The sequence below is a fragment of the Falsihalocynthiibacter sp. S25ZX9 genome, from assembly GCF_041205405.1.
GTDB classification, from domain to species: domain Bacteria; phylum Pseudomonadota; class Alphaproteobacteria; order Rhodobacterales; family Rhodobacteraceae; genus Falsihalocynthiibacter; species Falsihalocynthiibacter arcticus.
The window spans coordinates 90,902-114,906 of the sequence record NZ_JBGFCD010000012.1; the positions used below are offsets into that span (position 1 = coordinate 90,902).

At 55.8% G+C, this 24,005-nt stretch carries 24 protein-coding genes; 10 read left to right on the plus strand and 14 right to left on the minus strand.

The features are described from left to right. Positions 1-44: 44 nt before the first annotated feature. From AB9F29_RS14320 to AB9F29_RS14345, 6 genes are all read right to left on the minus strand, one after another. Positions 45-1,970 carry a MerR family transcriptional regulator gene (locus AB9F29_RS14320; RefSeq protein ID WP_369756173.1) on the minus strand — a complete coding sequence of 642 codons (1,926 nt, stop codon included), beginning with the start codon at positions 1,968-1,970 and terminating at the stop codon, positions 45-47. A gap of 13 nt (positions 1,971-1,983) precedes the next feature. Then, a complete protein-coding gene (gene ihfA / locus AB9F29_RS14325) occupies positions 1,984-2,283 on the minus strand; it encodes an integration host factor subunit alpha (protein WP_039002211.1) in 300 nt (99 codons plus the stop codon). 233 nt (positions 2,284-2,516) lie between these two features. Next, complete coding sequence (locus AB9F29_RS14330; RefSeq protein ID WP_039002213.1) at positions 2,517-3,488, minus strand: beta-ketoacyl-ACP synthase III; 972 nt, start codon at positions 3,486-3,488, stop codon at positions 2,517-2,519. Beyond that, on the minus strand, positions 3,485-4,591 hold the full coding sequence (gene plsX / locus AB9F29_RS14335) for a phosphate acyltransferase PlsX (protein WP_369756174.1): 1,107 nt from the start codon (positions 4,589-4,591) through the stop codon (positions 3,485-3,487). The genes AB9F29_RS14330 and plsX overlap by 4 nt, the downstream gene beginning before the upstream one ends. 25 nt (positions 4,592-4,616) lie before the next feature. Beyond that, complete coding sequence (gene rpmF / locus AB9F29_RS14340; protein ID WP_335584878.1) at positions 4,617-4,823, minus strand: 50S ribosomal protein L32; 207 nt, start codon at positions 4,821-4,823, stop codon at positions 4,617-4,619. 212 nt (positions 4,824-5,035) lie between these two features. Further along, on the minus strand, positions 5,036-5,629 hold the full coding sequence (locus tag AB9F29_RS14345) for a DUF177 domain-containing protein (RefSeq protein WP_369756175.1): 594 nt from the start codon (positions 5,627-5,629) through the stop codon (positions 5,036-5,038). 84 nt (positions 5,630-5,713) lie between these two features. On the opposite strand from AB9F29_RS14345, the gene AB9F29_RS14350 reads away from it, so the two are divergent. Then, positions 5,714-6,187, plus strand: coding sequence for an outer membrane protein assembly factor BamE (locus AB9F29_RS14350; RefSeq protein ID WP_369756176.1), 474 nt, complete (start codon positions 5,714-5,716; stop codon positions 6,185-6,187). A 44-nt stretch (positions 6,188-6,231) separates the two neighbouring features. On the opposite strand, the gene msrB is transcribed toward AB9F29_RS14350, so the two are convergent. Further along, positions 6,232-6,621 carry a peptide-methionine (R)-S-oxide reductase MsrB gene (gene msrB, locus AB9F29_RS14355; protein WP_369756177.1) on the minus strand — a complete coding sequence of 130 codons (390 nt, stop codon included), beginning with the start codon at positions 6,619-6,621 and terminating at the stop codon, positions 6,232-6,234. A gap of 107 nt (positions 6,622-6,728) precedes the next feature. Here msrB and AB9F29_RS14360 point away from each other — a divergent pair, with 107 nt between their 5' ends. Together AB9F29_RS14360 and AB9F29_RS14365 are read left to right on the plus strand one after the other, a co-directional pair. Then, positions 6,729-7,463: a GNAT family N-acetyltransferase gene (locus AB9F29_RS14360; protein WP_369756178.1), complete on the plus strand. Its 735-nt coding sequence runs from the start codon at positions 6,729-6,731 to the stop codon at positions 7,461-7,463. A 39-nt stretch (positions 7,464-7,502) separates the two neighbouring features. Continuing rightward, entirely contained in the window at positions 7,503-9,323 is a 1,821-nt protein-coding gene (locus AB9F29_RS14365; RefSeq protein ID WP_369756179.1) for an ABC-F family ATP-binding cassette domain-containing protein, read from the plus strand. 23 nt (positions 9,324-9,346) lie between these two features. On the opposite strand, the gene AB9F29_RS14370 is transcribed toward AB9F29_RS14365, so the two are convergent. The 4 genes from AB9F29_RS14370 to AB9F29_RS14385 all read right to left on the minus strand — a co-directional run bounded on the left by AB9F29_RS14370 (position 9,347) and on the right by AB9F29_RS14385 (position 13,317). Then, positions 9,347-10,102, minus strand: coding sequence for an SDR family NAD(P)-dependent oxidoreductase (locus AB9F29_RS14370; protein WP_335584884.1), 756 nt, complete (start codon positions 10,100-10,102; stop codon positions 9,347-9,349). A gap of 65 nt (positions 10,103-10,167) precedes the next feature. Beyond that, a complete protein-coding gene (locus tag AB9F29_RS14375) occupies positions 10,168-11,055 on the minus strand; it encodes a TPM domain-containing protein (RefSeq protein WP_369756180.1) in 888 nt (295 codons plus the stop codon). Between the two features lie 51 nt (positions 11,056-11,106). After that, the gene (locus tag AB9F29_RS14380) at positions 11,107-12,489 is read right to left on the minus strand and encodes an aspartate aminotransferase family protein (RefSeq protein ID WP_369756181.1); all 1,383 of its coding nucleotides are present in this window, start codon (positions 12,487-12,489) and stop codon (positions 11,107-11,109) included. Between the two features lie 24 nt (positions 12,490-12,513). After that, entirely contained in the window at positions 12,514-13,317 is an 804-nt protein-coding gene (locus AB9F29_RS14385) for an isocitrate lyase/phosphoenolpyruvate mutase family protein (protein WP_369756182.1), read from the minus strand. Between the two features lie 216 nt (positions 13,318-13,533). Between AB9F29_RS14385 and cysS the strand changes: the two genes are divergently transcribed. The 3 genes from cysS to AB9F29_RS14400 are packed head-to-tail and all read left to right on the plus strand — an operon-like array spanning position 13,534 to position 17,284. Next, complete coding sequence (gene cysS, locus AB9F29_RS14390) at positions 13,534-14,907, plus strand: cysteine--tRNA ligase (RefSeq protein WP_369756183.1); 1,374 nt, start codon at positions 13,534-13,536, stop codon at positions 14,905-14,907. Further along, on the plus strand, positions 14,904-16,523 hold the full coding sequence (cimA, locus tag AB9F29_RS14395) for a citramalate synthase (RefSeq protein WP_369756184.1): 1,620 nt from the start codon (positions 14,904-14,906) through the stop codon (positions 16,521-16,523). The genes cysS and cimA overlap by 4 nt, the downstream gene beginning before the upstream one ends. Next, complete coding sequence (locus AB9F29_RS14400; RefSeq protein WP_369756185.1) at positions 16,520-17,284, plus strand: phytoene/squalene synthase family protein; 765 nt, start codon at positions 16,520-16,522, stop codon at positions 17,282-17,284. Before cimA ends, AB9F29_RS14400 begins: the two co-directional genes overlap by 4 nt. Here the strand turns inward: AB9F29_RS14400 and AB9F29_RS14405 are convergent. From AB9F29_RS14405 to cobA, 3 genes are read right to left on the minus strand one after another with little or no spacing between them, the layout of a single operon-like run. Next, positions 17,281-18,492 carry an MFS transporter gene (locus AB9F29_RS14405; RefSeq protein WP_039002228.1) on the minus strand — a complete coding sequence of 404 codons (1,212 nt, stop codon included), beginning with the start codon at positions 18,490-18,492 and terminating at the stop codon, positions 17,281-17,283. The genes AB9F29_RS14400 and AB9F29_RS14405 overlap by 4 nt on opposite strands. A 51-nt stretch (positions 18,493-18,543) precedes the next feature. Then, positions 18,544-19,818 (minus strand): cobyrinate a,c-diamide synthase, encoded by a 1,275-nt coding sequence (locus AB9F29_RS14410; protein ID WP_369756186.1) that lies wholly within the window; start codon positions 19,816-19,818, stop codon positions 18,544-18,546. Next, positions 19,815-20,690, minus strand: coding sequence for a uroporphyrinogen-III C-methyltransferase (cobA, locus tag AB9F29_RS14415; RefSeq protein WP_039002229.1), 876 nt, complete (start codon positions 20,688-20,690; stop codon positions 19,815-19,817). The genes AB9F29_RS14410 and cobA overlap by 4 nt, the downstream gene beginning before the upstream one ends. A 95-nt stretch (positions 20,691-20,785) precedes the next feature. On the opposite strand from cobA, the gene AB9F29_RS14420 reads away from it, so the two are divergent. Genes AB9F29_RS14420 through AB9F29_RS14435 form a run of 4 tightly spaced genes read left to right on the plus strand, consistent with a single transcriptional unit; the run spans position 20,786 to position 23,866 of the window. Further along, positions 20,786-21,832 (plus strand): cobalt-precorrin-5B (C(1))-methyltransferase, encoded by a 1,047-nt coding sequence (locus tag AB9F29_RS14420; RefSeq protein WP_369756187.1) that lies wholly within the window; start codon positions 20,786-20,788, stop codon positions 21,830-21,832. Then, entirely contained in the window at positions 21,829-22,587 is a 759-nt protein-coding gene (locus AB9F29_RS14425) for a cobalt-precorrin-6A reductase (protein ID WP_369756188.1), read from the plus strand. Before AB9F29_RS14420 ends, AB9F29_RS14425 begins: the two co-directional genes overlap by 4 nt. Next, positions 22,584-23,204: a DNA-3-methyladenine glycosylase gene (locus AB9F29_RS14430; RefSeq protein WP_369756189.1), complete on the plus strand. Its 621-nt coding sequence runs from the start codon at positions 22,584-22,586 to the stop codon at positions 23,202-23,204. The genes AB9F29_RS14425 and AB9F29_RS14430 overlap by 4 nt, the downstream gene beginning before the upstream one ends. Further along, positions 23,201-23,866, plus strand: coding sequence for an alpha/beta hydrolase (locus AB9F29_RS14435; protein ID WP_369756190.1), 666 nt, complete (start codon positions 23,201-23,203; stop codon positions 23,864-23,866). The genes AB9F29_RS14430 and AB9F29_RS14435 overlap by 4 nt, the downstream gene beginning before the upstream one ends. Positions 23,867-24,005 lie beyond the last annotated feature (139 nt).

A 24,005-nucleotide genomic window follows, 5' to 3' on the forward strand; every position in this document is an offset into this window, starting at 1 on the left:
ATGTTTTTCGCGGTGGGGGCAAGCAAGAATTACCATCTTGAACATCAAATTTTCAAAGAGGGTTTTGAAACGGTGCCATAGGTTTTGCGAAGGGCGGAGAGACGGGCCGTAAGTTCCGCCAGTTCAGACTTCTTGTCGGCCGAGAAGGGCGCTGCGCGTCGCGTGAGGCGGTGGCGAGATGTTGTGACAACAACGCTTGGTGCATCGTCTTCGGTCGATTCAGCTTCGCTCGGAATGTCTGATGGTGCGCTGTCTGGCACAGGGGCGTTCTGGGAAGGCGCGGTGGCGTCTTCTTGGTGAATTGGAGCCACCGCAGGTTCCAAAGATTGCTCCTCCGGTTCGGGAGTGGTTTCCTCGATAGGAACACTTTCGGTTGTTCCCTCGGTAACTTCTTCGGCGGAATCGTCTGTGATGTCCCCGTGAGCGATCTCTGTCGTTACCTCTGCAGTTTCCGTTTCGGCTTCAGGATCGTTTTCAATATCGGGTTCTGGATCAAAGGTGGTTTCGTCCTCCGGCAGGGGGTCCGAAGCCGCTTGGAAGCTCGATGTTTCTATGGCGTCAACGGCAGTGTCGTCAGTTTGCTCAAGGTCTTGTGGCGCGGAAAATGTGGGTTCGGATGTGACTTCAACTGGCGCATCTTCGGTGGCTTCGCTTTCAACATGACTCGGAATTTCCGATGAGAATTCGGGCGTTGTCTCCAAAGTGACCTGCGTGGCGGGGTCTGCTGATTCCTCCTCATCGGAGGACGCTTCTAAAGGAATGTTTTCAGGCTCCGGCTCAACGGATGTTTCCTGAAGGTTATTAGGGCTGTCAAATTTGGGAATATCAAGAGCCGCAAGATCGTTTAAGTCTTCCTCGCTTGGCGAGTCATCGGGCTCCGGATAGGCCGCATCGAATAAGTTGTCTTCAACACTCGTCTCGGGGGTGCCCTCGATATCTGAGGTTTGGAGCGGTTCCCGAGTGGGCGTTTCGCTCTGCTCCGATACTTGCGTGTCCTCTTCGAGGTCATCGGCGTGAAAGTCAGAATACCCGCCCGAAACTTCGGGAATCTCCGAGGGATCAGGAAGCGAAAGCTGTGAGACGGACGTTATTTCGGGCGGCAAAGCCACAGGCTCTTGGGACGCGGGAACTATAGGGTCAATTCCCTCGGCTTCATCGGTCGCGGTGGTCATGTCGGGTTCGGTAGGTGGGTCTTGGGCGATGACTTCAGAAACAAGAGATTCTTCTTCTGCATAGCTTTCGACTTTACCTTCGGATTCTTCCGCAAACTCGGTTTCCAGCTCGATATTGGAAGTATCATCGGTAGCGTCGAATGAGGCGAGTTCCAACGCAACAACCTCATCCGGAACGGAGTCCTCTGGCGCAGAAACGGATCCAACCTCGGGAATATCGTCTAGGAAGGAAGCTTGGAGCGGCGGCTCGTTAACGGTTTGAACCGGTAGAACCTCAGGATTCTCTGGAGGAGTGTCCGGTGTTTCGTCCGGTATTTCTTCGGGCGCGTCGTCGGGGATTTCCTCGGGTGCCTCGTCTGGTACTTCGGGTGGTTTGGGGAACGAAATCACCTGATTTGTCTGCGCTATTTCTTCAGCCGGCGGGGCGGTGTTCGGCACAAAACTTGCCGCGCTGCGCGTGGCTTCAAGAATTTCGTCTGCTGTGCGCTCCGCTTGGGCGGGGGGAATGTCGATCCCCACGTCATCCAAGGGCAGGCCCAGTGCCGCGACATGCTTAATCCCTTCGGCGCGCAGTAGTTTTTGCACGCCTTTAATCGTCATGCCATCTTCATGCAGAAGCTTTTTGATGCCGCTCAACAATTCCATGTCGGCGGGGCGGTAATAGCGCCGACCGCCCGCACGTTTTACGGGCTTCACTTGGGTGAAGCGGCTTTCCCAGAAACGCAACACATGGGCTGGCGTTTCAAGCCAGTCGGCGACTTCTGAGATGGTACGAAACGCATCTTGTGATTTGGACATGAGTCAGACGCGCCTATTTATTGCCGTTTGAAACGCGCTCTTTCATCAAGTGCGACGGGCGGAATGTTAGAACGCGGCGCGGTTGAATAGGCACTTCTTCGCCGGTTTTTGGGTTGCGACCGATACGGGCGGCTTTATCGCGGACACCAAATGTTCCAAAAGACGAGATTTTAACAGACTCGCCCGCAGACAAAACGTCGGAAATATGGTCCAGAACGCCTTCAACCAGTTGCGCGCTTTCGTTGCGGCTTAGGCCGACTTCTTGAAAGACCGCTTCGCTTAAATCCATACGCGTTAGTGTTTTATCACTCATCATGACCCCCTGATTGATTGAAACTGGCACCGACGCGGGCCAATCCGAAAGTGACGGGACTTGGCAGAAACGCCCCGCGTGCTTGGCGTGTAGCATAGTGCGGGTCAAAATTCCGAGTCAATATCAATGACTTGCGCAAGGAGGTAAAAGTAAGATTATCGGCATTTATTTGTTGATAAATGTCGAGAAATGGTCTGGGCGTGCGAAAAATTGGATTTTGAACGGACGTCGCCTTACCAGCGCAGCACGACAGAGCCCCACGCCAAACCGCCACCGATGGCCTCAGTTACCAAGAGATCGCCTTGTTTGATCTGGCCACGCGCCTTGCCCACCGAGAGGGCAAGTGGGATGGAGGCCGCCGACGTATTGCCGTGATCTTGGACGGTAACGACAACCCGATCCATGGACACGTTCATTTTCTTGGCAGTGCCCGCGATGATGCGAATGTTGGCTTGGTGTGGCACTATCCAATCGACGTCGTCCCCCGCGAGGCCCGCTTTGTCGAGGGAGGCATGCGCCGTTTCGGCCAGTTTTTCGATGGCGTGGCGGAAAAGTTCACGTCCTTGCATCCGAAGATGGCCAGAGGTGCCCGTCGAGGTGCCGCCATCCACATAGAGGAGGTCTTTGAATCGGCCATCGGAATGCAAATCGCAGGAAAGAATGCCACGGTCGGTGTTTTCGCCGGACCCCTCTTGGGCTTCAAGGATCAAAGCGCCCGCACCGTCGCCAAATAACACGCAAGTTGCACGGTCGCTAAAATCAAGGATGCGGCTAAAGGTTTCTGCGCCAATCACCAAAACGCGTTTGGCTTGGCCGGAGACTATAAGCGCATTCGCGTTGGCCAATGCATAGACAAACCCCGCGCAGACGGCCTGCACATCAAAGGCAAAGCCGCGCGTCATGCCGATGCCCGCTTGCACCATGGTCGCGGCCGATGGAAAGGTGAAATCAGCGGTGGAGGTGGCGAGGATGATGGCGTCGATGTCGTTTGCGACCAATCCGGCGTCTTTGAGCGCGGCATTGGCGGCATTTATCGCTAAATCGGAGGTATTTTCCCCCTCGGCGGCAAAATGGCGGCGCTCAATACCTGAGCGCGTGCGAATCCATTCGTCGGTTGTATCTACGGTGGTTTCGAGTTCGCTGTTAGGAACAATCCGTTCGGGCAGATAATGCCCGACGCCTGAGACGACGGCGCGTATTGTCATTCTTGGTTCCCATCCAAATTGCCCATTTCTTGAGCATCTTGCGGCGAGGCGGCAGAGGATGCAACCCGTGCAGCGAGTTTGTCGGAAAAACCGATCTCGGCGAGGGTAAAGGCGAGTTTGATCGCAGCAGCGATTCCGGTTTCATCGGCGGACCCGTGGGATTTGACCACAGTGCCATTGAGGCCCAAAAACACCCCACCATTCACCCGACGCGGATCAATCCGTTTGGACAGACGGCGCAGGGAGGTGAGGGCCAATAGGGCAGCGAGGCGCGACAAGGGCGAATGTTTAAAGGCGGCACGCAACTGCTGTGAAATCAGATTTGCCGTGCCTTCGCCGGTTTTTAGCGCAATATTTCCTGTGAACCCATCCGTGACAATGACGTCAACCCGATCCGACGGAATATCGCCCCCCTCCACAAATCCGACATAGTCGATCCCCGCTTGTTCAGCGTGACTCGCGATCAAATCATTTGCGGCTTTGAGTTCTGCGCGGCCTTTGTGTTCTTCGGTGCCGACGTTCAGCAGGCCAATGCGCGGGCGGGCAATACCCAACCCGTTGCGCGCATAAGAAGCGCCCATCATGGCATATTGCAGCAAATCTCGCTCGTCGGCGCGAATATCGGCGCCCACATCAAGCATGACATTAAAGCCGCTTTTGCTGAGCGAGGGCCAAAGACAGGCGATGGCCGGACGGTTCACACCCGGCAATTTGCGCAGACGGATCATTGAAATCGCCATCAACGCGCCCGTGTTGCCACAGGAAACCGCCACCGTCGCTTCGCCATTTCGGACGGCTTCGATGGTGGACCACATGGACGTATCCTTACCGTTGCGCAAAACTTGGCTCGGCTTGGCATCCATGGTGACGACGCCCGGACAGTCGCGAATTTCGCAAACTGATTCGAGGCGGCGCTTTTTGATAAGCTTTTTAAGCACTTCGGCGTCACCGTGAACGATGAAACCAATTGCCGGATTTTTTGATGCAGAAAGCCCAATACCGGCGACAACTGCCGCCGGTCCACGATCGCCACCCATGGCGTCAACCGAAATTATGGTGCGCGAAGCCCCCGAAGTCTGCAGATCTTTTGTGTTGATCGTCATGCTCAGGAGCCAGCGAAACCGCCGCTTAAGCTGCGTCTTCGTCGAAATCGACGTCGGCAGCTACAGCGATGATTTCACGATCGGCATAGTGACCACACGCGCCACAAACATGGTGCGGACGTTTCAGTTCGCCACAGTTGCCACATTCGTTCGGATTCTCTGCAGTCAGAGAATCGTGGGATTGGCGCATGCCGCGACGGGACTTTGTAATCTTACTCTTAGGGACAGCCATGTCTCAAAACCTTGGTCAATTCGGGGGGAGAAGCAGGTGCTAAACCCCAGTGTTTGTTATCTTCACGAGCTACATACCCGAGCTTGTCGCTCATGTCCAACCGTCTCGTAAATGAGGCCGGGAACATACTGCGATTCCACTAGGGTGCAAGCAAATTCTTTCTTGGTGCGCGAATCGCGAAGAGCCTTCGCAAATCTTTACACTGTCGCTCGTTATTTCTTATCGGGCTTGTCACCCGTTTTTAAAAGATTTGCAAGCCCTGCAAACGGTCTTGCGTCTTCATCTTGCATTGGTGTGGTTCCTGGGGCGGTAAATTGGGCCGATTCAAGCGCCGCACCGTCGGCCCGCGGATAGAGCGGAACTGCCAAAGCCAAGGCTTCGAGCATGATCTCCCCCAAATCGATCACCCCTTGGAGGGGCTCGCGGGTTTCGTCAGTGTGCATTTCAATCTCGCCGTCTTCATTCGGCTCGCCCTCAAAAACCGAGTGGTCGGCAATAAACACGCGTTGCACTGGCACGTCGACCCGCGTGTTCACGGGCACAAGGGTTACCACGCAATTCTGGGTGACGGTCGCACCGAGCTTGGCCACAAGGGCCCAGTCGGTCTTGCCGCGCGCCGAAAGCTTGCCTTCAAAGCGCATTTTCTTGAGGGTCAGTACATCAATATCCGCTGCAATCGCCTTCAGAACAGCCGCGCTGGGAATAATCGAAAACTTCGTTTCGGTGCGTTGAGCCAAGTCCGCGACGCGCATAGGGTGTGCCCAAGGTGCGAGAGCAGGCGATTGAGGCGTTGGGTCATTGGTCATGTTCGGAGCTTCCATTGTTGATAACATTTGCATCCTTCTGTATGTCGGATAAAAGCCAAGGACCAAGAGATCAAGAGGGTGGTAATGCAAATTAATACAGGCCTAGGCAAGAAAACGGCAAAATTGGTGTGCCTTGGTGCGCTCGTTTTCATAATTACGGCCTGTTCGCCTGTGATCCGGAAGCACGGTTATGTTCCGACCGAAGAAGTTCTCGATAACGTCCTTGTGGGGGTGGATACCGTTGATACGGTTGAAACCACGGTTGGGCGGCCTTCGGGGCGTGGCCTCTTGCAAGATGGTGATTGGTTCTATGTTCAGTCCATTTGGAAGAACTTTGGATATCGCGAGCCAAAGGAAATCGACCGTCAGGTTGTTGCCATTCGGTTTGACAACAAAGGCGTTGTTTCCAATGTTGAACGCTTTGGTATTGAAGATGGCAATGTCGTGGCCTTGTCGCGCCGTGTTACCGATTCTGGCATCTCGGGTGTCGGGTTCTTGGCGCAAATGTTCGGCAGCTTTGGCAACCTAACTGGCAGTACGCTGACCGGAAATCAATAACGTTCAGGCCAGACCGACAGGTTCCGTCGGTCCGGCCTTTTGCCTTAATCCGCTTCAAACTTAAGCGCTACGCCATTCAAGCAATAGCGCAATCCCGTGGGTTTTGGCCCGTCGGGAAACACGTGCCCCAAATGGGCCGCGCAGGTGTCGCAATGAACTTCTGTGCGACGCATAAATAATTTGCGATCTTCAGTTTCGCCCACGGGCGCGCCTTCAATTGGGGCGAAAAAGCTGGGCCAGCCTGTGCCGGATTCAAACTTGGTGTCCTGATCGAACAGGACAGAATCACAACAGATACAGCGGAATACGCCCGCGTCTTTGGGGAAGTTGTCGTGGCTGCCCGCGCGTTCGGTCCCATGCTTGCGAGTCACCTTATAAGCTTCATCGCTCAGGATTGCGCGCCACTCCGCGTCTGTTTTTTCAATTGTAGCCACTTGACCCTCCGTAATTAATTTCCTGTCACGTCTTTTTCGTAAAGCAGTGGTATACCATATGGAAAGGGGTGCTCGTTATTTTAAGGGGCGCAATCGACAGGGGTGCTATGTTTAATCTTCACCGCGGAAAATATCGGGCACGTTTGGCCGAGACTTCAGAGGATGTCGCCTTGGCACAGGCGCTGCGGTACCGGGCGTTTTTTGGCCCAGATACAGGGTCGGACGCGGATGATTACGATCAACGTTGCTCGCATGTTTTGATCGAGGATGTATCCTCAGATGCGCTGGTTTGCTGTTTTCGTATGCTCGATATGCCCAATGGGGCCGACATCGACACCAGCTATTCGGCGCAATATTACGAGCTTTCGGGCCTGCGTGATTTCGGTGGTCCTATGGTCGAGATGGGGCGGTTCTGTGTCGATCCTAACTTGAGCGACCCCGATATTTTACGCGTAGCGTGGGGCGCTATGACCCAATATGTCGATGCGCGCGGCGTGGAATTGCTGTTTGGGTGTTCGTCTTTTAAGGGGGTCGAAGCGGCGACCTATGCAGATGCTTTTGCCTTGCTCAAGGCACGCCACCTTGCGCCAAAACGCTGGTTGCCGAAAATAAAAGCGCCGACGGTGTTTAAGTTTGCCCAACGATTGCGGCGCAAACCGAATGCGCAAAACGCAATGCGGGTAATGCCGCCGTTGCTCAAAACCTATCTGATGATGGGGGGCTGGGTGTCGGATCATGCGGTGGTGGATCGTCAAATGAACACGCTGCATGTTTTTACCGGCATTGAAATCGGCGCAATCCCACCGGCGCGAAAACGACTACTTCGCGCGGTCATGGGCTAAGTGCTTGACGTTTGCGCGGTAGGCGTTTAGCGCACTCTGATGGCACGTATACCTCTTCTTCAGCTCACGGATATTTCGCTCGGATTCGGCGGAGATCCCTTGTTTTCAGACCTTAGTTTGGTGGTGCAACCCGCCGACCGTGTGGCCCTTGTTGGCCGCAACGGATCGGGCAAATCAACCTTGATGAAGGTGATGGCGGGGTTGATCGAACCCGATAATGGCGCGCGCATCGTGTCGCCCGGCGTTCGGGTTGGCTATATGGAGCAGGACCCCGATTTAAGCGGGTTCGAAACGCTCGGCGATTTTGCTTCCAGTGAACTTGACCCCATCGAATCCTATAAGGTCGATATGGTCGCCGAAGGCCTTAAATTTAAGCCGGAAACCCTGATTTCTGCGGCTTCTGGCGGCGAGAAACGCCGTGCCGCCCTCGCGAAATTGCTGGCCGAAGAGCCGCAACTTATGCTGCTCGACGAGCCGACAAACCACCTCGATATCGAAGCCATTGCGTGGCTCGAAGATCAACTGCGCTCCACCCGCGCGGGCTTCATTCTGATCTCGCACGACCGTGCCTTCCTCAATGCCCTGACCCGCGCGACCCTTTGGGTGGACCGTGGCAAAGTGCGTCGTCTGGAAGAAGGATTCGAAGCTTTTGAAGGTTGGCGCGATAAAACGTGGGAAGACGAAGACTCGCAGCGCCACAAATTAAATCGTCTGATTAAATCCGAGGCCAAATGGGCCGTTGAAGGTATTTCGGCGCGACGCACGCGTAACCAAGGCCGTCTTCGTGCTTTAGGGGACCTTAAAGAACAACGTTCCGGACAAGTTAAACGTCAAGGTGCAGCCGCGATGGCCTTTGATGCCAGTCCGCAATCGGGCCGCAAGGTGATCGAAGCCGAAAACCTGACGATGCGCTATGACGACAAACAGATTCTCAGCGATTTTTCGATCAAAATTGCCCGCGGAGATCGCGTGGCTTTTGTGGGACCGAACGGCGTTGGCAAAACCACGTTGCTCAAAATCCTGATTGGCGACATTGAGGCCGATAGCGGTACCGTGAAACGCGGCACCAAGCTTCAAACCGTTGTTTTTGACCAAAATCGGTCGCAACTTGATCCGAATATGACCCTTTGGGACAGCCTGACGGGCGATCCCGATATGCGCGTTTCAGGCAAAGCCGACCAAGTCAGTGTGCGCGGCGTACCGCGTCATGTTATCGGTTATCTCAAGGATTTCCTCTTTGACGAAACCCGCGCCCGTGCGCCTGTGTCCTCCCTTTCGGGTGGCGAGAAGGCGCGTCTTTTGCTAGCGAAAATCATGGCGCGTGAAAGCAACCTTCTGGTGCTCGACGAGCCGACCAATGACCTCGACGTGGAAACCCTCGATTTGCTGCAAGATTTGATCGGCGAATACGACGGCACCGTGCTTTTGGTGAGCCACGACCGTGATTTTCTGGACCGCGTGACCCAAACAACCATCGCCATGGAAGGCAACGGTAACGCCGTCGCTTATGCTGGCGGATGGAGCGATTATCGTGCCCAGCGTCAAGAAGAGGCAAAAGCTGCACCCGTCGCAAAATCTTCGGGATCGGGCGGTTCGAAAAACGCCTCCGCGAGCAAGTCAGCCGCAAAATCCAACGCCTTGTCCTTTGTGGAGCAACACCGTTTGGAAGCGCTTCCCAAGGAAATTGCGCGCTTTGAGGCCGAGATCACCAAGCTTGAAGAATTTCTCGCGGCGCCAGATTTGTTTACCGATGAGCCGGTAAAATTCCAAAAAGGCACTGACGCGCTTTTGGAGCGTCACGACGCTTTGGCCAAGGCTGAAGAAGAGTGGATGAAGCTTGCGGAACGGGCCGAGGCTTAGGCCCGCTCTGCAACGTTAAGCGCCTAGGCCATGCGCAGGCCACCGTCCAGACGGATTACTTCCGCGTTCAAATACGGGTGTGATATGATGAATTCTACGAGGCGGGCAAAGTCATGCGCGGTGCCCAATCGCTTGGGATGCACGACGTCTTTTGACAGGCCTGCGATGATCTCCTCGCCAAGACTTTCGAGCATCGGGGTCATGAATATGCCCGGCGCGATGGCCATAACACGGATGCCCGTTCGGCCCAAATCCCGCGCCATCGGCAATGAAAGCCCCGCAATTCCCGCTTTGGACGCCGCATAGGCCGCTTGGCCGCGTTGCCCGTCAAAGGCAGCAACCGAAGCCGTGTTGATAATCACGCCACGCTCATTATCGGCGTTAGGTGCGTTGTCGGCCATGGCTTGGGCGGCAAGGCGTGCAACGTTGAACGTGCCAACGAGATTGATGTCGATGGTGCGTTGAAAATCTGCAAGCGGGAAGGGGCCGTTTTTACCCAAAGTGCTCGCGCCCGTCACGATTCCCGCGCAATTTACACAGGCGGTGATACCGCCCATCGCTGATTTGGCCTGCGCGATGGCTGCCATTACGGATGCCTCGTCGGTCACATCCACTTCGACGAATGTAGCCCCGATTTCGGCAGCAACCATGGGGCCGCGCGTGGCGTCGCGGTCAAAGATCGTGACCTGTGCGCCTGAGGCCGCCAAGGCCCGCGCGCATCCTTCGCCCAAGCCAGACGCGCCGCCGGTGATGATGGCTTTTGTCGTTGTGATGTCCATTGCGACCTCCCAGAAAATAATTGAACACTTGTTCAATAAAGGCCAAGGCGGTTTTAATCAAGCCTTTACCATTTACCTGAAGCACCGCCGCCTGAACTGCTTCCGCCACCGAAACTTGACCCACCCGAGCCTGAACTATTGTTGTCGTCTGTGTCAGAGACGCGTGGAATTATGAATTGTGTGACATTAAAATAGCTGCAATTTGGGCAAGTGATGTTTGTTTCACGCAGACCCGTATCGCTTGTTGTGGCAGATTGCAGGGTGGTTGTTTTCCTCACCATGCCTTTTTGCCCACATTGAGGGCAGGGTTTGCGTGCGAATTGAAAACCGGAAAGTTTGGGGCCAAGGACCGCCGCAACTACACTGCCACCAAAGAATATCGCCATGCCCCAAAAAATCAGATCCGCGATGTCGTTCGGATTTTTCGGGCGCTCAGGGGACAATTCGCCGCCATTAAAAGGCAAGGCGATCAGCGAGATCATTTTGTCCGCACCATCCAAGACACCGTCGTCAAAATCCCCGTCCTTGAAAGCGGGGGTGATGTAGAATTGGATAATGTCCTCGGATATATCGTCGTATATAGGGGGGTAGCCGCTGCCCACTTCTATGCTGAAGGTGCGGTCATTTTTGGAGATCACCAGCAAAAGGCCGTCGTTTCGTTCAGCTTTGCCAATGCCCCATTTGTTAAAAACCGCCGTGGCAAAATCCGCGATATCCGTCCGATCGCCATATGACGCCATGTCAGTGACGGTGAGGATGCTCATCTCGGTGCCGATGTCCTCCCTGAGGTAGTTGAGTTTGCGCCGCAGGGTCTCTTGGATTTCGGGCGAAAGCATGTCGGCGTAATCATTGACATAGAGGTTTTCATATTCGGGAAGGGTTTGGGCTTGGCTGGGGAGGGAGACAGCAAGGAGGCCGAGGGCAACGACCAAAGCGGCTAAAAAACGGGTCATTCCAGCTCCAAAAACACGTTGAACCAGAGTTTAGACCCGTTTTCATAGAAATCAAGCAATGAGGTCACGGATGACCGTGGGGATCATCATCACGTCATCGCGGGTGCAATCGAATTGTCCGACTTGGACGCGGATCACAAAGCGCTCGTCGTGGGTGGTTTGGGTCAGATAGATACGCCCGTCCGCGTTGATGCGTTCGAGTAAGGCGGCTGTTTCGACGTCATCGATATAGGAAAAGGTGAAAAGGGACAGCCGCGGCGAGGTTGTGAGGAGGCAACCGGGGATCAACGCGATGGCGTCGCGGGCCTCAAGTGACCATGCGACGTGGTTGCGGATGCGTTCGCGCAAGCCATCTAAGCCATAGGCCCGTAGCGTAAACCAAATTTTGAGCGCGCGGAAACGGCGGCCCAAGGGGACGGTCCATTCGTTGTAGTTGACGATTTCGTCTTGGCCTTGGGTGTTGAGATAGGCGGGGCGCAGGCCGAGAGTGCGGATTTGCTCGCTTGGATCGGGCATGAACTGGATGGCGCAATCGAATTGGACCCCGAGCCATTTGTGCGGGTTGAATACGATGGAATCCGCGCCTTCAATCCCCTCCCAAAGGGGGCGGAACTCCTCGCAGATCATCGCACTTCCGGCCCATGCGGCGTCCACATGTACGAAGAGGTTGTGGGCTTTGGCGACTTTGATACAGGCATCAATCGGATCACAAGCGCCTATCGAAGTGCCACCCGTGCACAGGACGACGCCTGCGGGGAGGTAGCCCGCCGCGATGTCGGCGCGAATGGTCGCGTCAAGCGCCGCCGGGTCCATGCCATAATCCGCGGTTGTTGGGATTTTGACGAGGTTGTTTTGGCCGATGCCCGCCACCCGCACGGCCTTGTCGACGGAACTGTGAGTTTGGGCGGAGGCGTAAATACGCAAGCGGGGTTGGGCGCTCAGGCCGTCGGTGAGGCCCGCCCAATCCAGCGCACGTTCGCGCATGGTGAGTATCGCCGACAGGGTTGTCGTGGTGGCGCTGTCGTGGATTGTGCCGGTGAACGTGTCGGGCAGGCCCATCGCATTGGCGAGCCAGCCGATCATCACGGCCTCGATTTCATTGGCGGCGGGGGCAGTTTGCCAGAGCATGGCCTGGCCTGCGATGGCATTGGCGAGTTGCTCCGCAAGCATGGAAGCGGGCGAAGCATTGGCGGGGAAGTAGGCAAAGAAACGCGGGTGTTGCCAGTGGGTTGTGTTGCTGGGCACGAGGCGTTCGAAATCTGCGAAAATTGTGCTCATATCCTCGGGTGCGTCGGGGGCCTTGGCGGGGAGTTGCGAGGCGATTGAGCCGGGTTTGATATTGGGGCGTACAGGGACGTCGCGCAGACCCGCATGATAGTCGCGCGCCCAATCGGCGGCGATTTTTGACCAATGGGCCAGATCATCGTGATTCATATAGTTTCTTTCGATTACAGCCGCTTAAACGAGGAGATTGTCAATAACGTCACTTGAAATACCATTTGCGAGGGGCGTGAAATCCCCGTCCCGCAGCATTGTGTTTGCGGCGTCGTAAAGCGCACGATGGGTGACGCGGGCAAGGGAGGAGCCGAGCGAAATGCGCGCGACACCGATGGCGGCAAACTCGCTTTTGCGGCGTTGGGCATAGGGGCCAGCGGCAAGAGCGTTGACGGGCAAATTAGTGCTGGCGCAGATCGTTGCGAGATCTTCCCATGAGGCGGGTAAAGGCACATAGAGGCCGTCGGCACCAGCATCCTCAAACGCTTTGATGCGATTGAGCGCTTCGGCGAGATCATAGACGCCATGCATGATCCCATCGGCGCGGGCCAAGAGGAAAAAGTCGTTTTTTAACGCGCAGGCGGCCGAGGCTGCGGCTTTGATCCGTTCCGCAGCAAGGGCGACGTCATAGGGCGCATCACTTGGGAGGGCGATATCCTCGATACAAACCCCCGCGAGACCAATCTCGCCGGCAAGTCGGATGGTTTCGGCGACGTCGTCGGGGCTGTCACCAAAGCCGTTCTCAAAATCGCCCGATACGGGAATGTCGAGCGCGCGCACGAGGTCTTGGGCGTGGGTGAGGGCCTCGTCACGGGTAACGCCGTCAGGTTTTCCAAGGGTGAAAGCTTGGGCCGCGGAGGAGGTCGCGACAGCTTGCGCGCCGAGGTTCTGGAGCATTTTCGCGCTGCCGATATCCCACGCATTGGCAAGGATAAAGGGATTGCCGCGTTGATGAAGCGCGCGAAATTGGGTGCCGAGATCTGTCATAATGTCCTCCTCAAGGTGGCACGAGGGTAGGTCAGGCATATTGACCCGTCAAGCGCCTTGGCAGAGGGCGCACAGTTTGCTACACCCTCGTTATGAGACAATTTTGCGCCATTATTTGCATTTGTATTCCTGCTTAACATCAAAGCGGGCCGTCTTCTCATTTCCAATTGAAACCAAAGTTGATATGCCCGCGGCAAGCACCCGCGTGAGGACACTATGGTTGAGATAAAGCTACACAATACAAGAACCCGTCAAAAAGAGGTTTTTGAACCGATTGATGCCCAGAATGTGCGCATGTATGTCTGTGGGCCGACGGTCTATGATCGCGCCCACCTTGGCAACGCGCGGCCAGTGATTGTGTTTGATGTTTTGCAACGTTTGCTGCGGCATGTGTATGGGGCGGAGCACGTCACCTATGTGCGCAATTTCACCGATGTAGATGACAAGATTAATGCGCGGGCAGCAGAAACTGGGCGCTCAATCGGCGAGATTTGCGATGAAACCATTGGCTGGTTTTTGGAAGATATGCGGGCCGTGGGGGCGCAAGATCCCGATGAAATGCCACGGGCCACGCAATATATTCCGCAGATGATTGAGATGATTTCGGAGTTGATCGAAAAGGGCCACGCCTATGCCGCCGAGGGGCATGTGCTTTTTGCGGTGGAAAGCTATGACAAATACGGGGCTCTTTCGGGGCGTTCGCTGGATGATATGATCGCGGGCGCGCGGGTCGAGGTGGCACCCTTTAAGCGCAATCCGATGGATTTTGTGCTTTGGAAGCCGTCGGATTCTGCGACGCCAGGGTGGGAAAGCCCTTGGGGCTATGGCCGCCCGGGGTGGCATATTGAGTGTTCGGCGATGGCCTATGAGTTGCTTGGGGATGCGTTTGACATCCACGGCGGCGGCAATGATTTGATGTTCCCGCATCACGAAAACGAAGTGGCGCAAAGCTGTTGTGCACACCCCGAAGCGGAGTTCGCCAAGGTCTGGATGCACAATGAAATGTTGCAGGTTGAGGGCAAGAAAATGTCCAAAAGCTTGGGTAATTTCTTCACGGTGCGCGATTTGCTGGACCAAGGGGTTCCAGGGGATGTGATCCGCTTTGTGATGCTCTCGACGCATTATCGGAAACCGATGGATTGGACCGAGAAGAAGCGGGGCGAGGCCGAAAAAACGTTGCGCAAGTGGTATGCGTTGACGGCGGGCATCGAACCCGCCCCTAACGCCGCCGCCGCAGTTATGGAGGCCGTTGCCGACGATCTGAATACGGCGGGCGCGATCACGGTTTTGCACCGCCTTGCCAGTGAAGGTGCGGTTGCGGAGCTTGCTGCGAGTGCGGCGTTCTTGGGTCTGCTTGGGGTAGATTTGGGGGATTGGACCGAGGAGACGGCGGCAGTTGATTTGGACGCCTTTGCAAAACGACTTGCGGATGTGCGTCTTAACGCCATGGAGACCAAAGATTTTTCCGAGGTGGACCGCTTGAAGATGGCGCTTCTTGCGGCGGGTGTTGAAGTGCGTATGTCGCGCGAAGGCGTTGAACTGTCGGCAGGGCCGCAATTTGATGCGGCTAAGCTTGAGGACCTAAAATGAGTAAAACCCGCCTTTACCTCTATGACACGACGCTGCGAGATGGGCAGCAGACACAGGGTGTTCAGTTTTCGACCGACGAGAAGATCCGGATTGCCAAGGCGCTTGATGGTCTCGGCCTTGATTACATTGAGGGCGGCTGGCCCGGGGCAAACCCGACGGACAGCGCCTTTTTCGACGATGCCCCCCAAACGCGCGCGATGATGACCGCGTTTGGCATGACCAAACGCAGTGGCCGCAGCGCCGAAAACGACGACGTACTTGCGGCGGTGATGAATGCGCGCACGCCTGCGGTTTGCCTTGTTGGCAAAAGCCATGATTTCCACGTTACCCGCGCGCTTGATATCCCGCTTGAGGAAAATATCGACAATATTTCCGCCTCGATTGCTTATATCGTGGCGCAGGGGCGCGAGGCCTTGTTTGACGCGGAACATTTCTTTGACGGCTATAAAGCCAACCGCGAATATGCCCTCGCATGTTTGCGGGCGGCATTGGACGCAGGCGCGCGGTGGGTGGTTCTATGCGACACCAATGGCGGCACTTTGCCAAGCGAGATTGGGTGCATTGTCTCGGCTGTGATCGCCACCGGAATTGCGGGCGCGAACGTCGGTATCCACACCCATAACGATACCGAGAATGCCGTCGCGGGGAGTCTTGCGGCGATTGAAGCGGGGGCGTGCCAAATCCAAGGGACGCTCAACGGGTTGGGCGAACGCTGTGGCAATGCCAACCTTACAACGCTGATTCCGACCCTGATTTTGAAGCAGGATTATGCGGACCGATTTGAAACCGGAATTGAACGTAAGGCCTTGCTGGGGCTGACGAAACTTAGCCGAATGTTGGATGATATCCTCAACCGTGTTCCTATGCGGCAAGCGCCCTATGTTGGGGCCAGCGCTTTTGCGCATAAGGCGGGATTGCATGCTTCAGCGATCCTGAAAGACCCGACGACTTACGAGCACATCGATCCGGAACTTGTTGGAAACACACGGATAATACCGATGTCCAATCAGGCGGGGCAAAGCAATTTACGCAGTCGTTTGGCGAGTGCCGGCCTTGAGGTGGATGTCAAAAACCCGGCGCTGGCACGCATTCTTGAGGTGATCAAAGAGCGCGAGGACGAAGGCTATTCCTTTGACGTCGCACAGGCGAGTTTTGAGCTTTTGGCGCGGCGTGAGTTGGGCCTTTTGCCAGAGTTTTTCGAGGTAAAACGCTATAAGGTGACGGTCGAGCGGCGCAAAAATAAGCGCAACAAAATGGTAAGCCTTTCGGAAGCCGTGGTGGTTGTGAAAATCAACGGCGAGAAGAAAATGTCGGTGAGCGACTCGATGGACGAGGGCGGCACGGATCGCGGCCCTGTGAATGCGTTGATGCAGGCTTTGCTCAAGGATTTAGGCCCTTATCAGGACCTAATAGATGACATGCATCTGGTTGATTATAAGGTGCGCATCACCAATGGTGGCACCGAGGCTGTGACCCGCGTTGTGATTGATAGCGAAGATACGCAAGGGCGGCGTTGGTCCACCGTTGGCGCTTCGTCCAATATTGTGGACGCAAGTTTTGAGGCTCTTTTGGACGCGATTCAGTGGAAGCTCGTGCGCGACGTGAAGCAGCCATGATGGATTATGCAGTGTGTGCGGCGCTTGTGGAAAAGGGCGATCCAGATCGGTTTTTAGCGACGATGGCGGCGGCGCCTGAGGTGCGTGGCGGTCTGTTTACTCTGGCGGCCTATAACCTCGAATTGGCGCGTGCGCCGTGGGCGAGCAAAGAGCCGATGATTGCAGAAATGCGGCTTCAGTGGTGGCGCGATTTGATTGATGAAATCGCGGCGAAAGGTGTGGTGCGTACGCATGAGATTTCGGCATCTTTGGTGCAATGCGTGCAGGAATTTGGGCTTTCGGCCCAGAATCTAGACCAAATGGCAGCAGCGCGGCTTTGGGATGCTTACACTGAGCCCTTTGCCGATCAGGATGATTTTGACGAATATATTGATCACACGGCGGGGCATTTGATGTGGATGGCTTGCCAGACGTTGGGGGCGCAACCTGACGATGAGAAATCGGTGCGGGCCTATGCATACGGTGTCGGAGTTGCAGCGTGGCTTGCTGCGGTTGCTGATCTTGTGGAACGGGGAAAAATCCCGTTGCTCGACGGACGTGATGAAGGCATAAAATCCCTTGCGCAACAGGGGTTGGAGCGTTTGCAATCAGCCAAACCATCGCGCAATTTTGCCCCCGCTTTGCGGTGGGGATGGCAGGCGGAACCCTTGTTGAAGTTGGCGATCAAAAACCCCGAACGGGTGGGCGACGGTTCGCTGTATTTGCCAGAATTTTCCCGCAAAGCGCGGCTATTGCGCAAGTCGGTACTGGGGCGGTATTAGGCCGTTTGTTTGGGCTGCATCACCAGCCAAATCAAGGCACCGCCCGCGAGCACAAGGAAAGGGATCATCGCGAGATTGACGCTGGTCCAACCTTCAACTGGGGTGCCGCCGGAGCAATTCATCAATCCGCCAGATGCCAGCGACGCCACAGTGACAAAGCCGAAAACGATCATATCATTCAAGCCCTGCATCCGCCCGCGTTCTTCGGGGGTGTGGGCCGTGGCGAGCATGGTTGTCGCGCCGATAAAGCCAAAGTTCCAGCCCATGCCAAGCAACACGAGCGCGACATAGAAGTTCGTCAACTCGACACCCGCAAGGGCGACAACGCCCGCGAGTGCGAGGATCGCGAGGCCCGTTGCGACGATTTTTTCAACACCGAACCGCACAATAAGATGTCCCGTGAAGAAGCTGGGGGCGAACATGGCCAACACGTGGCCCGTCACGACATTTGCCGCGTCGTCATTGCCAAACCCGCATCCAACCACCGCGAGGGGGGTGGAGGTCATTACTAAGTTCATCAAGGCATAGGAAACCATTGCGCAGATCACGGCAACAAGGATGCGCGGTGATTTGATCATTTCCCAGCGCGTGCGGCCTTTGACATCGTGCACGCTTGGTTTGGGCGGCGTTGGGATGTCGAGCGCGAAGAACAAAAGCGAGCCGACCAAGTTGAGCACGATGACCGTTAAGTAGACGCCCATGAAGGGGATCGCGGTGCTGTCGACGGTGAGTTTACCCAATTGCGGTCCGATGAATGCCGAAAGAAGTCCGCCCGCCATAACCCACGAAATCGCCTTGGCGCGGAAGTCCTCGGGGGCAGTATCGATGGCGGCAAACCGGAAAAACCCCTGCGAAGACATATAGATGCCGGTGATTAAGCTGCCCAGAAGGAGGAGGGCGAAAGTATCGGAATAAAGGCCATAGGCGCTGATGGCCGCGCCAATCATGCCGCTAAACGCACCAACGAAAAATCCGATCTGGCGGCCAAATTTCTGCATAACAGCCGAGAGCGGCGATGCGGCCAGCATGGAGCCCATTACAATCATCGAAATCGGCAAGGTGGCAAAACAAATGTTTGTCGCCATGTTTTGCCCTGCAAGGCCTGCGTAAGTGAAGATCATCGACATCTGGGCGCCCAAAATAGCTTGGGCGGCAACAAGGACGAGAACATTTTTACGGGCGCGAGACAGCGATTGAATTTCGGTCATGCGCAATTCGTAGCGGCGAAACTCCGCTGGTGAAACCCCAAAAAGTGCAATTCAGTTTTTATCAATTATATGGGCAAAAGATCCGCAGATATTTGCCCTAAGAAGGCCCATCGGAGGCAGGGCGTTTCCTTCGGCATCCGTTGCTTCAAACAGGGGTGTTCCTTGTGCGCGCAACGTCGTTGCATAGTGAAATTCATGTGCTTTGAAATGGCCGGTAAATGGCCCCGCGTCGGCATACAGGTCACGGTAACCCAGATGCAGTTTACAGGTTTCAAAGCTTGTCTCAACGGGCAAAAGGCCGAGCATTTCATGACGCGCACCTTGTGCATCAATCAAGCCTTCCCCCAAAGCCATATAACCACCGCATTCGCCGTAGATTTGGGTGCCTTTTTGTGCGGCAGTTCTGATGGAGGCCTTGAAAATATCAGCATTCGCAAGGGTTTCGGCAAAAAGCTCCGGATAGCCGCCAGGTAGAAAGAGGAAGTCAGAGGCGGGGGCTGCTTCGTTATTCAAGGGTGAGAAAAACGCGATCTCTGCGCCGGAAGCCCGCCAGTCCGCCAACATATGCGGGTAGGCGAAGGCGAAGGCGGCATCCTGCGCCACGGCGATGCGTTGCGCGGGTGGGCGCAAGCAGGGGGTGGTATTTGAGGAGTGAGGCGGGTGCGAGAGGGCGAGCAGGGCGTTGAGGTCTATGGCCTCGCCGATTTCGTTGGCTGCCGTCTCAAGAAACGCTTCCAAATCGGGGTGTTCACCTGCTTGCACCAAACCAAGGTGGCGCGAGGGGCGCGAAAGCGCATCCGAACGATGAACTGCGCCTAAAACGGGCACTCCCAAGGGCGTGAGTGCTTGACGCAACATGGCTTCGTGGCGCGCGGACCCCACGCGATTGAGGATGACACCCGCGATGGTCACATCGGGTGCAAACCCTGCAAAGCCTGCTACTAAGGGCGCGACCGATTGAGCGGTTTTCGAGGCGTCAACGATCAAGACAACGGGTACGCCTAGGATACGCGCGACGTCGGCACTAGACCCTTTGCCAGAGGGCGGCGCACCGTCGAACAGGCCCATTGCGCCCTCAATCAGGAGCGGCCCGTCGCCGGTGGCCAAGTCGCGGATTCGGTCGGGGGACATGGCCCATGCATCAAGGTTCAGACAGGTTTGCCCTGCTGCGGCCTCGTGAAAACGGGGGTCAATATAATCTGGGCCGGATTTCGCACCGCGCACAGGAATGCCCGCATTTCTGAGTGCCCGCAGAAGACCTAATGTGATCGTGGTTTTTCCCGCACCTGAGGTCGGAGCGGCGAGGAGGATCGCGCCAGATGTCACCGTTCTTCGGCGGGGCGACCGCGCCCGAGCGGATCAAGGTTGCGCGCGGGTTTGCCCTCAAGCATCCCCTGCCAATCCAAAACTTGCCGCATCTTCACCGAACGCCCAATGCAAATAATCGCAGGCGGCTCAAGATCACTGGCTTCAATATCGGCGACCACGTTTTCAAGCGTGGTTTCAAGGACCTGCTGGTTTTTCGTTGTGGCTTCGGTGACGACGGCAACGGGTTCATCGGCCGCGCGTCCCGCATCAAGAAGGGCGCCTGCAATCCGCGCGATGTGTTTCATTCCCATATATATTACTAGGACTTGGGAACCTTGCGATATGGCTTTCCAGTTCAGATTGGTTGTTTCGCCCGTCTGGTCATGGCCCGTCACAAAGGTCACCGATTGGTTTACATCGCGGTGGGTCACGGGAATGCCCGCATAAGCCAGCCCGCCAATTCCCGCCGAAATGCCGGGGATAATGCGCACGGGAACATCGTGTTGCACCAGCGTTTGCGCCTCTTCGCCACCGCGTCCAAAAACAAAAGGGTCGCCGCCCTTAAGCCGCAAAACCCGCCGTCCTGCTTTGGCCAAATCAACAAGCGTCAGGGAGATATCTTGTTGTTTCGCCGAGGGTTTCCCGCCCCGCTTACCTGCGTAAATCAATTCGGCATCGGGGCGTGCCCACGCCAGAATATCCTTCTGCACAAGCGCGTCATAGACAATCACGTCGGCCTGTTGCAGCGCGTTCAAGCCATGCAAAGTCATTAGCCCAGGATCGCCGGGGCCAGCGCCACAAAGCCAAACCCATCCAGGTAAAAGTTCAGGCCAGTCTCCCGTCGGGAGAACAGCAGAATGGGAAGCGGCGCGTGGCGTTGAATCAGTCATATCCCCTTATGCCCCGTTGTTGGGGCGGCGGAAAGTCTGGAAACGCTCTGAATTGAGCAATTGGCGACAGGAATTTAGTCGTTATAGTCGCGGTGATGACATTAGAGCCCAAAGAATTGCGTCGTGGCTGGACCACGGGCGCCTGTGCGACCGCCGCGACCAAGGCGGCGTTGGTGCACCTATGGGGCGGGGCGTTCGAGGAGGAGGTCTCGATCACGCTTCCGCGCGGCGAGACACCGGATTTTACATTGGCAGAAACCGCATTTGGCACAGACTGGGCCGAGGCCGCGATTATCAAAGACGCGGGCGACGATCCCGATGTCACCCATGGCGCGATGATCCGGTCGCGCGTCACTTTGGGTGGCCACGGCATCCGTTTTAAGGCAGGGGCTGGCGTTGGAACCGTCACCAAGCCGGGTTTGCCGATTGGCGTAGGAGAGCCTGCGATCAATCCGGTGCCGCGCCAAATGATGCAGGATATTGTGGCAGAAATGGCGGCAAAATACGGCGCCGACCCACAGGTTGAAATCGAAATATCCATAGATAATGGGTTGGAAATCGCCAAGAAAACATGGAATCCGCGCCTTGGGATTGTCGGTGGCCTTTCGGTTTTGGGCACGACGGGCGTTGTGCGCCCGTTCAGTTGCTCGGCGTGGATCGCCTCTATTCACCGCGGGATCGATGTGGCGCGGGCAACGGGGCTAACCCATGTCGCGGGATGTACGGGGGCCACGAGCGAAAAAGTGGTACAGGGCCTCTATGATCTCCCCTTGGAAGCAATGCTGGATATGGGCGATTTTGCGGGTGGATTGTTGAAATACTTGCGAAAACATCCAGTTGAACGAGTCACAATTGGCGGTGGCATCGGAAAAATGGTCAAGCTTGCGCAGGGGGCTGTTGATTTGCATTCTGGGCGCAGTCAGGTGGATTTCTCACGCTTGGCTGAATTATGTGACGATGCTAGCATATGTAACATGAATACAGCCTTGCAAGCATATGAAAAAATAGGAAAACCTCTTGCAAACAACGTGGCGCGTGAGGCGTTACTCCAAATCCGAAAACAACTCCGAGACACGCCAATTCAGGTGGATGTGGTGATTATTGACCGTGTTGGTCTGGTGATTGGGCGGGCGCAAGAATGACCAAAACACTGAAAATCCTTCTTCTCTCAGGGTCGGGAGAAGCGCGCCGTTTAGCTGAAGTTTTGTCGCGGGATCAAAGTGTTACTGTGGTTTCTTCTTTGGCCGGGGCAACGCGGCAACCAACGGTTTTGCCGGTTAGCACACGTATCGGTGGGTTTGGCGGCTATGCGGCGCAGCGTGATTATATTTTGAGCGAAGGTTTTGGCGCAGTCATTGACGCTACGCATCCGTTTGCAGCACGGATTTCCGAGCGCACGCAAGAAATTTGCAGAACAATTTCAATGCCTTACCTGCATATTAGGCGGCCAGAGTGGCAGGCCGTAGCAGAAGATGATTGGACGATTATCGACAACCCAACCGAAGCGAAGGATCATATTCCAGCCGGATCTGTTGTATTTCTCGCGACGGGGCGCAGCACTTTGGCGTCGTTCGAAAACCTATCAGAAATGACATTGATTTGCCGGCAAATTGACCCGCCTGACGGTCCATTTCCGTATAAGAACGGGCGTTACCTCGTTGGAAAACCACCGTTTTCAGTAGAAGACGAGGTGGCGTTGTTTCGCGACTTGGATGTGGACGTGCTCGTCGTAAAAAACGCCGGCGGGGAGCCTAGCCGTACGAAGCTTGATGCGGCACGCCTTCTTGGTCTTCCGGTCTTGATGTTGCGCCGTCCACCGATGCTCTCGGGCGATCATGTGGAAACCGATTCTGAGGCCCTTTCGTGGATTAAGAACCTCCAAGAAGCGTCTGTATGAAAATAGAAAATTTGGAAGATGTTGAAAGACATGCAGAGAGGCTTGTCGCGCTTGAGCCACGGTTCGCACCTGCCTATCATGCGACAGGGCCGCTTCCTTTGCGCCGTAGGAAAGACGGGTTTGCCGCGCTGTTTGATGCCATCATTAGTCAGCAGGTGAGCGTTGCCTCCGCGAACGCAATTTCAAAACGGTTGAAAGACGCAAAAATGATGGGGCCGCGAAAAATCATCGCGGCCAGCGACGCAGAATTGCGCGACCTTGGCCTGAGTCGTCAAAAGGTGCGCTATGCCCGTGCCCTAGCGGAGGCGCGGATTGATTACGCTGCTTTGCGCACGGCATCCAGCGATGACGTCATCAAAACCCTCACCGAAGTGTCTGGAATTGGCGCATGGACCGCCGAGATTTATGCAATGTTTTCATTGGGTCACGCGGATGTCTTCGCACCAGGAGATTTGGCGCTTCAGGAGAGCGCGCGCTTGATTTTTAGTCTAGCGGACCGCCCAAAAGAGCGCGCGTTTCGCGAAATGGCCGAAGCATGGTCGCCCCATCGGGCGGTTGCAGCGCGGCTGCTCTGGGCCTATTACCATATTGCAAAACAACGAGAAGGCATCCGATGACTCGCACTCTGAAATACACCTCGCGCGCACCTGTTTCTGGCACCACAAAATCCATCGTGGTTTTGCTGCACGGGTACGGCGCGAATGGCGCGGATTTGATGGGGTTGGCTGATCCGTTGGGACCCAACCTCAAAGACACGGCCTTTTTCGCACCTGACGCGCCCGAAACTATTCCGGGGGCGCCGTTTGGATTTCAGTGGTTCCCGATTCCATGGATCGACGGTAGCAGTGAAGCACAGGCTGAGGCTGGCCTCAAATTGGCGAGCGAGGACCTGAACGCATTTTTGGATGATATCTTGGCGGAAAATGACGTCGCGCCCGAGAATTGCGTGCTGTTGGGCTTTTCCCAAGGCACGATGATGGCCCTCCATGTGGCCCCGCGGCGTGCTAAGCCCTTCGCCGGTGTTGTAGCCTTCTCTGGTCGGCTGTTAGCGCCAGAAAAGCTTGCTCAAGAAACGGTAAGCAAACCGCCAGTTATCCTCATCCACGGTGATAAGGACGACGTGGTCCCAATTCAAAGCATGGCGGATGCGGGCGACGCATTGGTTGCGGCAGGATTTGACGTCTATGCGCATGTCATGGAAGGCACAGCACACGGAATTGGCCCCGACGGGTTGTCTTCGGCCAATCAATTTTTAATGCAAAAATTGGGGTATATTTAGCGCTTTTTGGCGTCACATTGACGTTACCTTGTTAATATAAAGTCAATCGCAGGCAGTTCACCACATCAGGAGGCTTGCCACCGCGTTGGAGCTATATATAGTTATCCACAGGCTAGGGCGAGATCCTCGCTCTGGTGCT

Bases quoted from the DNA above. Each gene is read 5' to 3' on its own strand.
- AB9F29_RS14320 (WP_369756173.1), bottom strand. From the start codon at position 1,970: ATGTCCAAATCACAAGATGCGTTTCGTACCATCTCAGAAGTCGCCGAC.
- ihfA (WP_039002211.1), bottom strand. From the start codon at position 2,283: ATGAGTGATAAAACACTAACGCGTATGGATTTAAGCGAAGCGGTCTTT.
- AB9F29_RS14330 (WP_039002213.1), bottom strand. From the start codon at position 3,488: ATGACAATACGCGCCGTCGTCTCAGGCGTCGGGCATTATCTGCCCGAA.
- plsX (WP_369756174.1), bottom strand. From the start codon at position 4,591: ATGACGATCAACACAAAAGATCTGCAGACTTCGGGGGCTTCGCGCACC.
- rpmF (WP_335584878.1), bottom strand. From the start codon at position 4,823: ATGGCTGTCCCTAAGAGTAAGATTACAAAGTCCCGTCGCGGCATGCGC.
- AB9F29_RS14345 (WP_369756175.1), bottom strand. From the start codon at position 5,629: ATGACCAATGACCCAACGCCTCAATCGCCTGCTCTCGCACCTTGGGCA.
- AB9F29_RS14350 (WP_369756176.1), top strand. From the start codon at position 5,714: ATGCAAATTAATACAGGCCTAGGCAAGAAAACGGCAAAATTGGTGTGC.
- AB9F29_RS14360 (WP_369756178.1), top strand. From the start codon at position 6,729: ATGTTTAATCTTCACCGCGGAAAATATCGGGCACGTTTGGCCGAGACT.
- AB9F29_RS14365 (WP_369756179.1), top strand. From the start codon at position 7,503: ATGGCACGTATACCTCTTCTTCAGCTCACGGATATTTCGCTCGGATTC.
- AB9F29_RS14370 (WP_335584884.1), bottom strand. From the start codon at position 10,102: ATGGACATCACAACGACAAAAGCCATCATCACCGGCGGCGCGTCTGGC.
- AB9F29_RS14375 (WP_369756180.1), bottom strand. From the start codon at position 11,055: ATGACCCGTTTTTTAGCCGCTTTGGTCGTTGCCCTCGGCCTCCTTGCT.
- AB9F29_RS14380 (WP_369756181.1), bottom strand. From the start codon at position 12,489: ATGAATCACGATGATCTGGCCCATTGGTCAAAAATCGCCGCCGATTGG.
- AB9F29_RS14385 (WP_369756182.1), bottom strand. From the start codon at position 13,317: ATGACAGATCTCGGCACCCAATTTCGCGCGCTTCATCAACGCGGCAAT.
- cysS (WP_369756183.1), top strand. From the start codon at position 13,534: ATGGTTGAGATAAAGCTACACAATACAAGAACCCGTCAAAAAGAGGTT.
- cimA (WP_369756184.1), top strand. From the start codon at position 14,904: ATGAGTAAAACCCGCCTTTACCTCTATGACACGACGCTGCGAGATGGG.
- AB9F29_RS14400 (WP_369756185.1), top strand. From the start codon at position 16,520: ATGATGGATTATGCAGTGTGTGCGGCGCTTGTGGAAAAGGGCGATCCA.
- AB9F29_RS14405 (WP_039002228.1), bottom strand. From the start codon at position 18,492: ATGACCGAAATTCAATCGCTGTCTCGCGCCCGTAAAAATGTTCTCGTC.
- cobA (WP_039002229.1), bottom strand. From the start codon at position 20,690: ATGACTGATTCAACGCCACGCGCCGCTTCCCATTCTGCTGTTCTCCCG.
- AB9F29_RS14420 (WP_369756187.1), top strand. From the start codon at position 20,786: ATGACATTAGAGCCCAAAGAATTGCGTCGTGGCTGGACCACGGGCGCC.
- AB9F29_RS14425 (WP_369756188.1), top strand. From the start codon at position 21,829: ATGACCAAAACACTGAAAATCCTTCTTCTCTCAGGGTCGGGAGAAGCG.
- AB9F29_RS14430 (WP_369756189.1), top strand. From the start codon at position 22,584: ATGAAAATAGAAAATTTGGAAGATGTTGAAAGACATGCAGAGAGGCTT.
- AB9F29_RS14435 (WP_369756190.1), top strand. From the start codon at position 23,201: ATGACTCGCACTCTGAAATACACCTCGCGCGCACCTGTTTCTGGCACC.